This window comes from Actinoplanes sp. NPDC024001, from assembly GCF_040638955.1.
Taxonomy (GTDB): Bacteria; Actinomycetota; Actinomycetes; order Mycobacteriales; family Micromonosporaceae; genus Actinoplanes.
In genome coordinates this window covers 1-14,279 of the sequence record NZ_JBEZZB010000044.1, presented here as the reverse complement: position 1 = coordinate 14,279, position 14,279 = coordinate 1, and the positions used below count along the sequence as shown (strand labels likewise).

Genomic DNA, 14,279 nt, shown 5'->3' with positions numbered 1-14,279 from the left:
GTGCCATCACTACTGATCGGTAACGAGTGCTGCGGACCCTCCACCGAGGGGGCACAATCGGCAGCCATGAGCGATGGAGCGCGCGACTTGGACGTGATCGTCTACGGTGCCACGGGGTTCGTCGGTGTCCTGGTAGCACGGCATCTCGCCGGCCACGCACCGAAGGGCACCCGGATCGCACTGGCCGGGCGCTCAGCGGAGAAACTGGAATCCGTCCGTGCCCGGCTCGGCGTCGACTGGCCGATCATCGTTGCGGACGCGGCCGATGCAGCCGCGCTGGCCACGATGGCCGCTCGCACCCGCGTCGTCATCACCACGGTCGGTCCTTATGCGAAGTACGGCCGGGTTCTCGCGCGTGCGTGCGCCGAGGCCGGCACGGACTACGTGGATCTCACCGGTGAGGTCCTTTTCGCCCGGGACAGCATCGACGAGAACCACGAGATCGCCCGGCGCACCGGGGCACGAATCGTGCACTCCTGCGGGTTCGACTCGATTCCGTCCGACATCGGCGTCCACGTGCTGCATCAGCGCGTCCAGGCAGACGGTGCCGGCGAGCTCACCGACACCACGCTGGTGGTGACCTCCATGCGCGGCGGGATCAGCGGCGGGACGATCGACTCGATGCGCAACCAGGTCGACGTGATGAAGAAGGACCGCCGGTTGCGCAAGGTGGGCGCCAGTCCGTACTCGTTGAGTCCCGACCGCGCCGCCGAACCGGATCTCGGTCGCCAGCCGGACATGTTCACGCTCCCCGCTTCCGAAGTGGACCCGCGCCTGCGCGGCCACCTGGCCCCGTTCGTCATGGCGTCCTACAACACCCGGATTGTCCGGCGCAGCAACGCCCTGCGAGATTGGGCCTACGGTCGCCGCTTCCGCTACCGCGAGGCCATGAGTGTCGGCGCTTCCCCGCTCTCCCCGGTGCTGGCCCTCGGCACCAAGGTCGCGCTGAACGGCCTGGTCGTCGGGCTGGCGCTGCCGCCCACCCGCTTCTTGCTCGACAAGGTCCTGCCGAAACCGGGCACCGGCCCGAGCGAGAGCACGCAGCGCAACGGCCACTTCACCATGGACCTGTTCACCACCACCACGGAGGGCGCGCGCTACACCGCACGCTTCCGCGCCAAGGGCGACCCCGGCTATGCCGCCACCGCCGTCATGCTCGGCGAGTCCGCCCTGGCCCTGGCCTTCGACCGGGAGAAGCTGCCGCCGTCCGAGGGTGGCGTGCTCACCCCCGCCACCGGCATCGGCGACGCCCTGGTGGATCGGCTCCGCGCGGCCGGCATGGAGATCACCGCAAGCAAGCTCTGACGCGCGCCCGACCGGCTGTCATGCGAGGCGGCGGGCGATCAGGTCGAAGACGTGCCAGTGCTTCGGTCCGCTGAACGCCGGGCCGGGCGCGTCCTCCTCATGCCAGTGCTCGATCTCCCAACCGTCGGCGAGTGCGCGTGCCTCGGCACCGTCGAGGAACGTCATGGTGGGGTCGCCGGCCCAGGAGTCGTGCACGCCGAAGACGTTCACCGCTGCCCGGCCGCCGGGCCGGACAGCGGAGCGGATCACCGTCCACAGCTTCTCGAACGACGGGCGGGGCTGGAAAGGCAGGGCATAGCCGGCATAAACGAGGTCGGCGCCGGGCAACTCGGACACGTTCTCGAAGCCGCACGTCCGAACCGTCAGTGCGGGATGCCGCCCACCGACGGTCCGCAGCAGGCGGGCCTCGGTGCCCGGCTCGCTGTCGATCGCCAGGACATGCCAGCCGTCGTCAAGCAGCGCCCGCGTCTCCCGGCCGGCCCCGCAGCCGAGGTCGATCGCGGTGCGCCCGGCACCGGGTCCGGCCAGGCTCATGGCCCGCCGGCACAACTCCCGCACGGCGCGCGTGCTCTGGCGGGCGTTGTATCCGGCCCAATGTGCCGTGCTGTGACGATCCGACATGCCCCGATCATGCCTACCGGCGCGGTGCCCTTCAGCAGGCTGCGTGCCGCCCCTCGCCTGCCTGCCGAAGATCTGGCAAAGGCGGCAAAGCCTCCGGCATCCCCTCGAACCTCAGCAGCTCAAGACCGGTATCAGGGATCCGACCCGAGACGGCCAAGGAAATGTTCAGGCCTTCATATCGAGCGCTACTGGCACCAACCAGGTCCATACGGGCAGGATTCTGACGTGACCGCCAGTCCTCTGCCCTATCCGCTGAGGTTGACGGGAACCGGCATCGTCCTGCGTGAGTGGCGGCCCGACGATCTGGACGACCTGGTCGCTCTGCTGGACGAACCGGAGATCGCGCGCTGGACGCCGATGCCGTCACCGTTCGACGCCGAGTCCGGCCTCGCCTATCTCAAGCGTGCCTATCACGGCCGCACCAACGGCAGCCGCATTCAGCTCGCCATCACCGCCGACGGTGGGCGGCCGCTCGGGGAGGTGTTGCTCTTCGGCGTCAACACCGACCTCCGCGAGGCGGAGCTCGGCTATCTGGTGGGCCGGCCCTACCGGCGGCGCGGCCTCGCCTCGGCCGCGCTGGCCACCCTTTCCGGGTACGCGTGTGGCACGCTCCGCCTGCGCCGGCTGCTCCTGCGTATCGACCCGGGGAACACGGCGAGCACGTCGGTGGCGCGACGGTGTGGTTACTGGCTGACCGGTGAGGCGCCCATCCGGCAGGAGGGCCCTTACGGACCGATCTCCCTGGAGACGTGGGAATTCGTCGACGGGCGCTCCGGCACCCGCCCGGAACGCCGCGGAAATGTCGCAGCCCGGCGGTACGGTCGCCGGTAAGTCGACTCGGGGAGCTCCGATGATCAACGTGGATCGTGCGCGCGTCATGGCGTTCCGGGTGCGCGCCTTGGGCCTGGCCGACCGCGCGGCTGCGCGGCCGGCTGACCTTCCGTCACTGGATCTCGGCATCCAGGAGTACACGCCGGGTTCCGCGCGGGTCGCGCTCACCGCGCGGACCAGCGCCGAGCCGGAGGACGATCGGCTGATCAGCGTCTGGGCCGCCCGCGGTGCGCCCCACCTGCACCGGCGCTCCGACCTGGCCGCGCTGGTGCGTCAGCTCTGGCCGCTCACCGACGCCGACGCCAGCGCGCGGATCAACAGCGCGCAGATTCCCGACGGGTGGCCGATGGGCATCCGCGCGTTCACCGTGACCGCCGAGGCCTTCCGTGCGGTGGTGACCGAGCCGATGCCACGCGGGGCGGCGAGCACCGAGGTGAGCCGCCGGGTTCCGCCCGAGCTGACCTATGACTGCCGCGGCTGCAAGGCCCGGCACATCGCCGGCAACGTCTGGCAGCACGCCGGGCTGGCCGGTGGTGTCGAGGTGCTCTCCCGGGGCCGCGACGCCCTGCTCGGCCCGATTCCGGACGCTCCACCGATGCCCTCGGCGAACGCCGGGATCGACCGGATGATCGAGACCTACCTGCGGTTCCTCGGCCCGGCGACGCCCGCCGAGGTGGCGAAATATCTGGGCAGTTCCACCGCCGAGATCCGCAAGGTGTGGCCGGCCGAGCTGGTCGAGGTCCGGGTGGACGGGCGGGCCGCCTGGGTGCCGGAGCCACAGGTCGCCGACCTGGAAACGGCCGAGACGCCACCCGGTGTGCGCTGGTTGCCCGGCATGGATCCGCTGCTGCAGGCCCGCGACCGCGACCTGCTGTTGCCCGGGCGGGATCGCCAGAAAGAGGTGTGGCGCCCGCTGGGCAATCCGGGCGTCCTCCTGGTCGACGGCGACATCGCCGGCGTGTGGCGGGCCCGCATGGCCGGCCGCAAACGCGTGGACCTGGCCGTCACCGCGTTCGGCACGCTGAGCGCGGCACAGCGCAAACGCGTCGACAGCGAGGCCGCCGAGGTGGCCCGCGCCCGGGGCGTCCCCGACGCGGCCGTCTCCTGGGAGTGAGCAGGGCCGGGGCAGCACTGCGGGTAACTGACTTGGGAGACTGCGGCATGGCCACGATCGGGTTTCTGCATACCGCGGATGTGCACATCGCGACGTTCGGGCGGATTGTCGCCGAGGTGGCACCCGAGATTGAGGCTCGGCATCTGGTCGATGCGGGGTTGTTGGCCGACGCGCAGGCCGGCGGACTGACTCCGGAGATCGCCGGGCGTGTCCGGGAGCGGCTTGACGAGCTTGCGGCCGACGGCGCTGACCTGATCGTCTGCACCTGCTCCACGATCGGCGCGGTCGCGGAGACCGCCGCAGTTGCGGTTCCGGTGCTGCGCGCGGACCGCCCGATGGCCGATGCCGCCGTGGCCGCCGGGCCGCGAATCGGGGTGCTGGTCACCACCGAGTCCACTCTGGAACCGACGTTGGATCTGTTCCGGGAAAGCGCAGCCCGGGCCGGCATTGAGGTACAGCTCGTTGTGGGGCGCTGTTTCTCCGCATGGCAGCACTTCGAGAGCGGCGACCTGGATCGCTATCACGCGGAGATCGCGGAGCAAGCCCGGAAGCTGGCGTCCGATGTAGACGTGCTTGTCCTGGCGCAAGCCAGCATGACGCCGGCCGCAGCCCTGCTCGACGATCTTCCCGTGCTCACCAGTCCACGCTCAGCGGTGACCGCGGCAGTAACCGCGATGAGAGGCGGCCCGGAGGGCACCGCACGCCGCTCCGGACACCACTCGCTCGGGCAGCCGGCAGCTACACGCACGACCAGCACGCACGGCAGCAGGCGCGCACGAATAACAGACGATCACCGGCAATAGAAGCGCAGGAGGTGAAGCGCAGAAAGGGGCTCGGCAGGCAGGTGCGCCAGAGGAAGGGCTCGGCAGGGCAGACACGCCAGCGGAGAAACCCTCGACCGAGCAGATGCGCGCCGGCGTGAGGCCGAGAGGGTCAATGCGCCGGCGCGAGGCCGAGAGGGTCGATGCGCACCGGCGTGAGACCGAGAGGGTGGATGCGCACCGGCGTGAGGCCGAGAGGGTGGATGCGCCGGCGGCGGAGGGTTCGGCGCGGCGTTGCAGTAATCCCTTTCCGCAAGGGGGATCCGGCGGGCAAGGTCACCCCATGCAACCCATACCACCAAGCGTCACCGAGGCCATCGCTCGCGCTGAGGCGGTCGCATTCGCGTACTCATCGGAACCGGAAGCGGGCCGGCTGCTGGCCGCACTGAGTGCGGCCGTGCCGGCCGGTGGGCGAATCCTCGAGTTGGGGACCGGGACCGGCGTCGGCACCGCCTGGATCCGGCACGGGCTCGGCGAGCGCACCGACGTCGAAGTCGTCACCGTCGAGTTCGACCCGGCGACCGCCGCGGTCGCCGCCGAGGCCGGCTGGCCGGCGTGGGTGACGCTGCACATCGGCGACGCGGAGGAGCTTCTGCCCGGCCTGGGCACCTTCGATCTGATCTTCGCCGACGCCCCGGCCGGCAAGTGGACCGGGCTCGACCTGACCATCGCCGCCCTCGCGCCGCGCGGTGTGCTGCTCGTCGACGACATGGATCTGGGCCGCTACACCGAGCCGGAGCAGGTGGCGAGTGTCGAGACCGTCCGCCGGACCCTGCTGACCGATTCGCGCCTGGTCGCCGCCGAACTGCCCACAGGGAGCGGCTTCATCATCGCCTGTCGCTCAGAACGGTAGCGATATATCGTTAGCGTCATGAGAGGCTACGGCGGCCGGCGGATGCCGCGCGGCGACGTGCGCACCGCGGTCCTGCTGCTGCTCGCCGAGCAGCCCATGCACGGCTATCAGCTGATGCACGCGATCGCCCACCGCACCGGCGGGCGGTGGCAGCCGAGTCCGGGCGCGATCTACCCGACGCTCAGCCAGCTGGAGGACGAAGGGCTGGTCTCCGTCACGGCCGGCGCCGGGCGCAAGCTCGCCGCCCTCACCGACGCCGGCCGGCAGCACTTCACCGAGCATTCCGATTCCTGGTCGGACCCGTTCGCCGCCTTCCCGGAGCGATCCGGCTCCACCGACCTGCGCCCGCTGCTGGAGCAGGTGCACGACGCCGCCCGCCAGGTCGGCCGCACCGGCAGCGAGGCGCAGGTCTCGGCCGCCGCACGGATCCTGGCCGACACCCGCAAGGCGCTCTATCTGCTGCTGGCGGAGGGGCCCGACGGACTTGAGGAGACACCGTGACCACCACCCCGCGCACCGCGACCGCCAGCGTCGCCACCGACAACGCCCCGCGCTACGCCAAGCAGCTCGCCTCCCACCTGGGCCGGCGCAGCGAGATCCGCGAGCTCGGCGAGGACATCGCCATCGTGCTCACCGTCGGCGAGTGCCGACTGCACAGCACCGAGTCGGCTCTCGAGCTGACCGCCACCGCCGGCAGCGACGACGACCTGAGCACGGTCACCCGGGTCGTCGGCTCCCACCTGGAGCGCTTCGGCCAGCGCAACGAGCTGACGGTCGACTGGCAGTTCATGCGGTGAGAAATCCGGCGGGGCGGAGCAACCTTTCTCGCCTCAGCGACCACTCCCCCGTGTGCTCAACTCCTCTCGCAATCGCCGCAAGGCGCTGGCCGGTGGCATCGCCACCGTGGCGGTCCTGGCCGGCGCCGGCCTCTTGGGCGTCGGCCAGCCGTGGGCCAACGCGGCCGCCAACGTCAGCTTCGACACCGGCACCGGCCTGTCGTTCACCATCAACGGCGCCAACGGCAACATGACGTCGCTGAAGCACCGCGGCACCGAACTGGCCGCCTCCGGGCAGGCCGCGGGCCAGTTCCAGTCGGGCTGGTCGTCCGCGACCGTGACCAGCAAGACCTTCAACAACGGCAGTTCAATCCTGGTGAGCGTGGCGAACAGCGCAATCGGCGTCACGCAGCACTACTTCGCCCGGAAGAACGACAACACCGTCTACCTGGCCACCACCATCACCAAGGCGCTGAACCCGGGCGAGGCCCGGTTCATCAGCCGGCTCAACTCCTCGCTGTTGACCACTTCGCCGGCGGCCGCCAAGACCGGCGGCGCCACCAGTACGGTCGAAGGCTCCGACGTCTTTGCCTTCACCAACGGCCGGACCGCCTCGAAGTTCTACAGCTCGCAGCGGCTGATCACGCAGCAGCCGTTCGGCGCCAGCGGCAGTGGACACGGGGCGTACCTGATCCCGGCGTACACCGACATGACTCCGGCGGGCCGTTCTTCCGGGACATCGAGGTCAACGACACCGGCAGCGCGGTCAACCTGACCCACTACATGTTCAGTGGGCACCAGCAGACCGAGGCGCTGCGGTTCGGGCTGCACGGCCCGTACGCTCTCGCCATCACCGACGGTGCCGCGCCGGCGGCCCGCAGCATGGATTTCCTGGCGTCCTTCTTCCCCGGCATGCTCTCGAACGCCCAGCGCGGCGGGGTCAGCGGCACGGCGAGCGGCACCTGGAACGGCCTGCGGGCCACGGTCGGCCTGGCCGGCCCGACCGGGCAGTACTGGGGCCAGGTCAAGGCCGGCAAGTTCGTGATCGGGCACGTCAAGCCCGGCACCTACCGGGCCACCCTGTACGCCGGTGAGCTGGAACTCTCCACGAAGACGGTGACCGTCACCGCCGGCGCGACCGCCCCGCTCACGATGACCGGCAACGTCCCCGCCGCCGGCAAGCTGTTCCAGCTCGGCGCTTTCGACGGCACCCCGGCCGGCTTCCGCAACGCCGACAAGATCGAGACGATGCACCCGTCGGACAGCCGGATGGCATCGTGGCCGGCCGGCACCCACCAGGTCTCCGCCGGAGCGGCCGGCTTCCCGATGGCCGAGTTCAAGGCGGTCAACTCGCCGATCGCGCTCAGCTTCACCCTGGCGTCGGTCCCGGCGAACGGCGCGAAGCTGCGCATCGCCACCACCTCGAACTTCGCCGGCGGGCGTCCCGCGGTGGCGATCGGCGGCTGGACCTCGCCCGCCTCCGCCTCGCCCGCCCCGGTGAACCTGAACTCGCGGGGCGTCACCCGCGGCACGTGGCGCGGCATCAACACCACCTACACGTTCACCGTCCCGGCGAGCGCGTTGAAGGCCGGCAGCAACACGCTGTCGATCTCGGTGCTGAGCGGCAGCAGCGGCGCGACCTTCCTGAGCCCGAACTTCGTCTTCGACGCCCTCGCGCTGGATCCGGCGTAGGGCGTCGCACCGCAGAGGGGTCCGGCCGCCTTTCGAGGGGAGCGGCCGGACCCCTCTCCTCACTTCTTCTTGAAGGTGAAGTACTTCCAGGGGCCGTAGGTGGTGTAGTTGACGTTGTCACCGGACGTGCCCCGCACATATTCGGTGCGGACCCGGAACTTGGCGCCGGCTTTGAAGGTGCCGTTCAGAACCACCGACGACGTGCCGTGGTGGTCGAGAGGCGAGTATTCGGAGTAGAAGTTCCGCCATTTGCCGTTGCGGTAACGCTGGACGACGGTGTGCGCCGACCGGCCGGGATGCAGGGTCACCGAGTTGGTGAACCGCGGATCCTTCGACGTGCGGAAGACGTGGTAGCGGATCGAGCCGATCTTCTTCATGGAGGAGTGCCGACTGATCCGGGTGCCGGCCCAGACCTTGCTGTAGACCACGGACGTGACGGCGCGCGGGCTGTACGCGGCATCACCGGCGAACCTGGCGGTCACCGTGGTGTTCGACGTCAGCGTGAAGCTGCCGCTCACCTTGCCGGCGCTGTTCGCCCTCGCCGACACGATCAGCTGCCGGCCCGACAGGTCGCCGTGCGGCTGCGCCCAGAGCTCGACGACCCGATTCGTGGCCGTGCTGCCGAGGGTCGCCGTGAAAGTGACCTTCGACCTGTAGTTGTGCACGGTCCCGTTCCGGTCCAGGGACAGCGTGGGCGTGAGGGTGGAGACCTTGACGGTGACACTTCCCGAGACGCCACTGCGGCCCTCGTAGAACGCGGTGTATTTGATCGTGCCGGTGTCCGGCGGAGCGTCGACGAACCGGAATGCGCCGGAGGCGTCGGTCGTCACGGTCGCGATCTCGGGGTCCTCGTACACGATCCGAGGGTCGGTACGAGTGATCATGAGTGAGCTACCGCCCGGAATGTCCGTGGTTGTTCCGCTGATCGTCAGGGGCCTGCCGCGAACCGCACTGGCCGGCCCGTGCACTTTGATTGCCGCTGTGATCGGAGTCGCCGGCCGCTCGGGCGCCTGCGTCTGCGGCGGCGCCGACTTCTGGGGCTGGAGCGCATGAAGGGCGAACTGGTCCCCGTTCTTGGTGACCGCGAAAAGCTGAGTCCCGCTGGGCTCCCAGGCGAGACCGCCGGTTGCCAACGGGTGAGGTAACGTCACGCTCCATTCGGCCAATCTCAGCGCCGAGAGAACCTTGACGGCAGCGCCCTTGCCGACCGCGAACCGGCCATCGCCGGCCATGTCGATTTCCTTGGTGAACGCCGCGCAGGGGAACGGCTGCAAGTTGATCGAAGACCCCAGCTGCCGGCAGACGTCGCCGACCAGAACCCATCCGCTGCCGCCCGGGACGAAGAGGGCATCCTCGATGCTGAAACCGTTGGCGCTCATCATGAAGGTCGCTCGCTCCGTGCCGGAGGAGACGTCGTAGATCTTGGTGAATCCGGCCTCCGCACCGCCATCGAGCGCGACCAAAAGCTGACCCGGTGCTGCCGGACTGGCGAAGACCCTTGGCGGATGGTGGTACACGTCGCCACCCAGCTCATGCAACCGCACCGTGCCGGACGAGTCCACGGACCCGAAGTTTCCGGTGGCACGACCCGTGGAGTCGTCGTAGCCGAACCAGATCCTGTCCCCAGCAACCGTCACGTCCTGCGGATACACCGCGTCACCCAGCGGATAGCGGTCCACTTCCGTCAAGGTTTCCGTCGACACGGTGACGACTGCCCGGGCCTCGTCCACCGCGGCATAGAGCATGCTCGAGTCGGCGGAGAGTTCCAGCCCGCGCACTCCGGGCAGATTCGCCAGCCTGGCTTTCACCGCACCGTCGTAGCCGGCGGCGACGATCTCTCCGGATGAGGGATCACTCAGGAGGATCTGTTGGTGCAGGCCGTCGACGACGACATCGCCGAGCGAGGTGACCGGGAGCGCCGAGGATTGATCGGCGGACGCGGTGCCGGCGGAGAACCCGAATCCGACAGCGGTCGTTGCGAGGAGAACTGCGGCCGCGAGGACGGCACGAGAGATGCGCATGGGACCCCGAATTAATCAGGCGGAAGAACCCGCCCTGGCAGAGTATGCGGAGATCCAGGCGAAGTTGATCATCCAAATGGGCGAGCCGGGGCCGGTTCGTCGCGACGCCCACGGATCGACGACGCGGGGCTTTCTCCGTACCCCTCTGGGGGTTTCTTGTGGGCCTCGGCGGGCATGCCCGCCGCATGCCTGTCGAGCTGGACCCGCCGCTCCCCGCCCACCTGCAGGTGAAGGTCACCGCAGCGTGCAATCTGCGCTGCACCATGTGCCTGGTCCGCTATCGCCCGCCGGTGAACAAGCTGGCCGGCGCCATGCCGCCCGAGCTGTTCCACCGCCTCGTCGACGAGGTGCCGCTGCGGCAGCTCACCCTGCAGGGGCTGGGCGAACCGCTGCTCTCGCCCTACCTGCCGGAGATGATCGCGGCCGCCGTCGGCCGCGGCATCCGGGTCGGGTTCAACAGCAACGCGACGCTGCTGAACCGGCGCCGGGCCGAGGAGCTGGTGGCGAGCCGCGTGGACTGGCTGCACGTCTCGCTGGACGGGGCGAGCGCGGGCGCCTACGAGGCGATCCGCGAGGGCGCCCGGTTCGACACCGTGATCGAGAATCTGCGCGGGCTGGTCCGGGCCAAGCGGGAGGCCGGCAGTGCCACCCCGTGGATCCGCGTGGTCTTCGTGGCGATGCGGGACAACGTCGCCGAGCTGCCCGACCTGGTGCGCCTGCTCGGGGAGATCGGTGTCGACGAGCTGCGCGTGCAGAACCTGTCGCACAGCTTCGACGACACCGACCCGGCCGGGCGTTACGAACCGATCCGGACCTTCACCGCCGACCAGGCACTGTGGACCGGTGAAGACCTGGACCTGGCCCGGACCGCGTTCGCCGAAGCCTCCCGCACGGCGGCCGCCCTGAACGTCCGGCTACGGCTGCCGAACTTCCACGACGAGGGCGGCGGTGGCTGCACCTGGCCGTGGGACGCGGCCTACATCACGAGTTCCGGCACGGTTCAGCCCTGCTGCATGGTGATGGGCGACGACCGCGTGTCACTCGGCACCCTGACCGAGAGCGGCTTCCCGGAGATCTGGCGCGGCGAGCCGTACCGGGATTTCCGCCGGCGGCTGGCGAGCGCCGAACCGCCGGCGGTGTGCCGGGGCTGCTCCCTCTACCACCACACCTTCTAGGGGATGAAGACCGCGCGCACGCAGCCGTCCTCCTTCTCCTTGAAGATGCGGTAACCCTCCGGCGCCTCGGACAGCGGCATCACATGCGTGGCGAGGTGCTCGGTGGTCAGCTCCCCCCGGGCCATCCGCTGCAGCAGCATCGGAATGTAGCGCTGGCCGTGCATCTGCGCGCCCCGGACGGTCAGGCCCTTGTTCATCAGCGCGCCGAGCGGGAACTTGTCGACGAACCCGGCGAAGACCCCCAGGACGAACACCGAGCCGCCCTTGCGGCAGGCGTGGATCGCGTCGCGCACCGCCACCGGACGGTCGGTCTGCATCCGCAGCTGCTGTTTGAGCTGGTCATATCCGAACTGCGGGCCCGGCGAGTGGGCCTCCATGCCGACCGCTTCGATGCACACGTCCGGCCCCCGGCCACCGCTGCGCTCCCGCAGCTCACCGGCGACGTCGGTCTGTTCGTAGTTGAGCGTCTCGGCGCCGATGTGTTTCTCGACCTGCCGCAGCCGGTTGTCCAGACGGTCGATCACGATCACCCGGTCGGCGCCGAGCAGGACCGCGGCCCGGGCGGCCATCTGCCCGACGGCTCCGGCGCCCCAGACCGCCACCACGTCGCCAGGCTGTACCCCGCCCAGGTCGGCGCCCATCCAGCCGGTCGACGCGGAGTCGGATGCGAACAGCGCGCGCTCGTCGCTCACCTCGTCCGGGATGGCGAACGCGCCGACGTCGGCGAAGGGCACGCGGATGTATTCGGCGTGGCTGCCGGCGTTGCCGCCCATCGCGTGCGAGTAGCCGTAGCAGCCGCTCGGCGCCTGGCCCCACAGCGTCTCGGTGAGGGCCGGGTTGGTGTTGCCGTTGTCGCAGAGCGAGTAGAGCTTCTGGTCGCAGTACCAGCAGCTGCCGCAGGCGATGAAGGACGAGACGACCACCCGGTCGCCGACCCGGTGCCGGCGTACGTCCGGCCCCACCTCGACGACCTCGCCGATGAACTCGTGCCCGAGCACGTCACCCTTCTGCATGAACGGGATGTAGCCGCCGAGCAGGTGCAGGTCGGAGCCGCAGGTGACGGTCCGGGTCACCTTGATGATGGCGTCACCGGGGTTGCGCAGTTCCGGGTCGGGGACGTCACCCACCGCCAGCCTGTTCACTCCCTGCCATTGCAGCGCCCTCACAGCAGTCCTCCCTCACGGCCGTGCCGGGTAGCCGCACGCAACGGCCGGTTGAGCAGTGTCGGCACCGTGGTGGGTGGACCGTGGGGCAGCAGCACGTCGCCGGCTTCCAGCAGCGACCGGGTCTCGCGCAGGGCGCGGCGGACCTCACCGCTGGTGATGTCGGAGCCCTCGGGGATGCGCACGGCGATCTCGGTGCCCCGGCCGCCCGGCGCGGCGCTGAGCTGGATCTCGACCCGGTCCGCGATCTCCTTCAGCGATCCGGGCAGCTGCGTGGCCTCCAGCTCGGACAGCTGCCGGTAGACGGTCACCACGTGGCGACGTCTCCGCTCCTCGCGCGGCGAACGCCGCTTGCGGACCGCGATCGCGGCGCCGGCAGCGATCGGCACGATGATCAAGAATGTCCTTTTGATACGCACCGTCCGGGCTTACCGCAGGGACCGGCGGCTAAACCGGAACATCCGGGGTAGTCGGGCCGGCATGAGACAGCTGCTCCGCACCCCGGGTCTTCTGCTCGGCATCGGCCTGGGTGGATTCCTCGACGGCATCGTGCTGCACCAGATCCTGCAGTGGCATCACATGCTCTCCGGCTGGCGCTCGCCCGACACCCTGCCCGGGCTGCGGATGAACACCCTGTGGGACGGCCTGTTCCACGTGGTGGCGTGGCTGTTCGTCCTCGCCGGGATCGGCACGCTCTACTCCCGGGTCGCCCGGGATCACCGGCAGGCCTGGACCTCCGGCGCCCTCTGGGGCTGGGCCCTGGTCGGCTGGGGACTCTTCAACCTGGTCGAGGGACTGATCGACCATCACCTGCTGGGCGTGCACCACGTCCACCCGGGTCCGCATCAGCTCTGGTGGGACCTCGGTTTCCTGCTTCTGGGCGCCGCGCTGATCGGCGCCGGCTGGGCGGTGCAACGGCGCGCGGCCCCATGACGGGGCACTCCCTCAGCGGCGGCACCGGGCCGCTGCTGGTCCTGCTTCTTGCGCTGGCGTACGAGCTGAGCGCCCTGCACGTGGCCGGTTGGAGCCGATGGCGAGCCGCCTCGTTCCAGGCCGGCTGCCTCGTCCTGCTCGTCGGGCTGACGCTGCCGGCGCACACCATGACCGAGCACATGCGCGCCCATCTGCTGATCGCCATGGTGGCGCCGATCGGGCTCGTCCTCGGCGCTCCGGTGACGCTGCTGCTGCGCACCCTTGCGGCGCCCACCGCGCGGCGCCTCACCCGCCTGCTGCGTTGCGGCCCGGCCCGGTTCGCCGCCCACCCGGCGACCGCCCTGCTGCTGGTGGTCGGCGGCCTGCCGCTGCTGACCGTCCCGGCGGCGCACGCGCATCCGCTGGTCGTCACACACTTCGTGCTCTCCGGCTGCCTGTTCGCCTGGGTGATCGCCGGCCCCGACCCGGCGCCGCACCGCCCGGCGGTCCCGGTCCGCCTGATCTACCTCGGGGTGGCGATCGCGGCCCACGCCGTCTTCTCGCAGGTCCTCTTCGCCACCGCGACCGGCACCGACCAGCGCACAGCCGCCACGCTGATGTACTACGGCGGCGACCTCGCCGAGCTGCTGCTGGCCTTCGCCGTCGTGCAGTCCCGCACCGCCCGGCGCGTCTCGATGGCCTAGAGCAGACCGGCGCTGCCCGCGTACGCCGCGGCCTCGGTACGGCTGGAGACTTGGAGCTTGCGCAGCAGGCCGGCGGTCAGCCGCTTCACCGTGCGCTCGGAGACGTGCAGCCGGCCGGCGATGTCGCTGGTCGACGAGCCACCGGCGATCAGCCGCAGCAGCCGCAGGTCGGCCTCGCCGAGGTTGCCGACGGCCTCGTTCGCGGCGCGCGAGGCGGACGGCCGCACCAGCGCGGCGAGCAGGTGGGGCGGCAGCACCGCCCAGCCGTCGAGCGCGGCCAGCAGCGGCTGC

Annotated in this window: 17 protein-coding genes; 12 read left to right on the top strand and 5 right to left on the bottom strand. The window is 70.3% G+C overall.

Features of this window, described 5'->3' with window-relative positions; genetic code table 11:
- Nucleotides 1–66 precede the first annotated feature (66 nt).
- Entirely contained in the window at nt 67–1,305 is a 1,239-nt protein-coding gene (locus tag AB0F81_RS19015) for a saccharopine dehydrogenase NADP-binding domain-containing protein (RefSeq protein ID WP_360198903.1), read from the top strand.
- An 18-nt stretch (nt 1,306–1,323) separates the two neighbouring features.
- Here the strand turns inward: AB0F81_RS19015 and AB0F81_RS19010 are convergent, their stop codons facing one another.
- Nucleotides 1,324–1,926, bottom strand: coding sequence for a class I SAM-dependent methyltransferase (locus tag AB0F81_RS19010; RefSeq protein ID WP_360198901.1), 603 nt, complete (start codon nt 1,924–1,926; stop codon nt 1,324–1,326).
- 225 nt (nt 1,927–2,151) lie between these two features.
- Here AB0F81_RS19010 and AB0F81_RS19005 point away from each other — a divergent pair, with 225 nt between their 5' ends.
- The 8 genes from AB0F81_RS19005 (at nt 2,152) to AB0F81_RS18970 (ending at nt 8,013) form a co-directional block, all read left to right on the top strand.
- Nucleotides 2,152–2,757 carry a GNAT family N-acetyltransferase gene (locus AB0F81_RS19005; RefSeq protein WP_360198899.1) on the top strand — a complete coding sequence of 202 codons (606 nt, stop codon included), beginning with the start codon at nt 2,152–2,154 and terminating at the stop codon, nt 2,755–2,757.
- Nucleotides 2,758–2,776: 19 nt separating this feature from the next.
- The gene (locus tag AB0F81_RS19000) at nt 2,777–3,871 is read left to right on the top strand and encodes a crosslink repair DNA glycosylase YcaQ family protein (protein WP_360198897.1); all 1,095 of its coding nucleotides are present in this window, start codon (nt 2,777–2,779) and stop codon (nt 3,869–3,871) included.
- Between the two features lie 47 nt (nt 3,872–3,918).
- Nucleotides 3,919–4,674: an aspartate/glutamate racemase family protein gene (locus AB0F81_RS18995; protein WP_360198895.1), complete on the top strand. Its 756-nt coding sequence runs from the start codon at nt 3,919–3,921 to the stop codon at nt 4,672–4,674.
- A gap of 301 nt (nt 4,675–4,975) precedes the next feature.
- Nucleotides 4,976–5,545, top strand: a complete 570-nt coding sequence (locus tag AB0F81_RS18990; protein WP_360198893.1) for a class I SAM-dependent methyltransferase — start codon at nt 4,976–4,978, stop codon at nt 5,543–5,545.
- A gap of 18 nt (nt 5,546–5,563) precedes the next feature.
- The gene (locus AB0F81_RS18985) at nt 5,564–6,046 is read left to right on the top strand and encodes a PadR family transcriptional regulator (RefSeq protein ID WP_360198891.1); all 483 of its coding nucleotides are present in this window, start codon (nt 5,564–5,566) and stop codon (nt 6,044–6,046) included.
- Nucleotides 6,043–6,342 (top strand): DUF2218 domain-containing protein, encoded by a 300-nt coding sequence (locus AB0F81_RS18980; protein WP_360198889.1) that lies wholly within the window; start codon nt 6,043–6,045, stop codon nt 6,340–6,342. Before AB0F81_RS18985 ends, AB0F81_RS18980 begins: the two co-directional genes overlap by 4 nt.
- A 52-nt stretch (nt 6,343–6,394) precedes the next feature.
- Complete coding sequence (locus AB0F81_RS18975; RefSeq protein ID WP_360198887.1) at nt 6,395–7,096, top strand: rhamnogalacturonan lyase B N-terminal domain-containing protein; 702 nt, start codon at nt 6,395–6,397, stop codon at nt 7,094–7,096.
- A complete protein-coding gene (locus tag AB0F81_RS18970; RefSeq protein WP_360198980.1) occupies nt 7,060–8,013 on the top strand; it encodes a polysaccharide lyase family protein in 954 nt (317 codons plus the stop codon). The genes AB0F81_RS18975 and AB0F81_RS18970 overlap by 37 nt, the downstream gene beginning before the upstream one ends.
- Before the next feature lie 59 nt (nt 8,014–8,072).
- On the opposite strand, the gene AB0F81_RS18965 is transcribed toward AB0F81_RS18970, so the two are convergent.
- The gene (locus tag AB0F81_RS18965; RefSeq protein ID WP_360198885.1) at nt 8,073–10,034 is read right to left on the bottom strand and encodes a hypothetical protein; all 1,962 of its coding nucleotides are present in this window, start codon (nt 10,032–10,034) and stop codon (nt 8,073–8,075) included.
- A 185-nt stretch (nt 10,035–10,219) separates the two neighbouring features.
- Here AB0F81_RS18965 and AB0F81_RS18960 point away from each other — a divergent pair, with 185 nt between their 5' ends.
- The gene (locus AB0F81_RS18960; RefSeq protein ID WP_360198883.1) at nt 10,220–11,209 is read left to right on the top strand and encodes a radical SAM protein; all 990 of its coding nucleotides are present in this window, start codon (nt 10,220–10,222) and stop codon (nt 11,207–11,209) included.
- On the opposite strand, the gene AB0F81_RS18955 is transcribed toward AB0F81_RS18960, so the two are convergent.
- Entirely contained in the window at nt 11,206–12,375 is a 1,170-nt protein-coding gene (locus AB0F81_RS18955; protein WP_360198881.1) for a zinc-dependent alcohol dehydrogenase, read from the bottom strand. The genes AB0F81_RS18960 and AB0F81_RS18955 overlap by 4 nt on opposite strands.
- Nucleotides 12,372–12,761: a hypothetical protein gene (locus AB0F81_RS18950; RefSeq protein WP_360198978.1), complete on the bottom strand. Its 390-nt coding sequence runs from the start codon at nt 12,759–12,761 to the stop codon at nt 12,372–12,374. Before AB0F81_RS18950 ends, AB0F81_RS18955 begins: the two co-directional genes overlap by 4 nt.
- 91 nt (nt 12,762–12,852) lie before the next feature.
- On the opposite strand from AB0F81_RS18950, the gene AB0F81_RS18945 reads away from it, so the two are divergent.
- Both AB0F81_RS18945 and AB0F81_RS18940 read left to right on the top strand, forming a co-directional pair.
- On the top strand, nt 12,853–13,305 hold the full coding sequence (locus AB0F81_RS18945) for a DUF2243 domain-containing protein (protein WP_360198879.1): 453 nt from the start codon (nt 12,853–12,855) through the stop codon (nt 13,303–13,305).
- Nucleotides 13,302–13,988 carry a cytochrome c oxidase assembly protein gene (locus tag AB0F81_RS18940; RefSeq protein ID WP_360198877.1) on the top strand — a complete coding sequence of 229 codons (687 nt, stop codon included), beginning with the start codon at nt 13,302–13,304 and terminating at the stop codon, nt 13,986–13,988. Before AB0F81_RS18945 ends, AB0F81_RS18940 begins: the two co-directional genes overlap by 4 nt.
- Here the strand turns inward: AB0F81_RS18940 and AB0F81_RS18935 are convergent.
- Nucleotides 13,985–14,279: LuxR C-terminal-related transcriptional regulator (locus tag AB0F81_RS18935; protein ID WP_360198875.1), on the bottom strand; the 295-nt coding region annotated here is incomplete at its 5' end. The two genes, AB0F81_RS18940 and AB0F81_RS18935, sit on opposite strands and share 4 nt — an antisense overlap.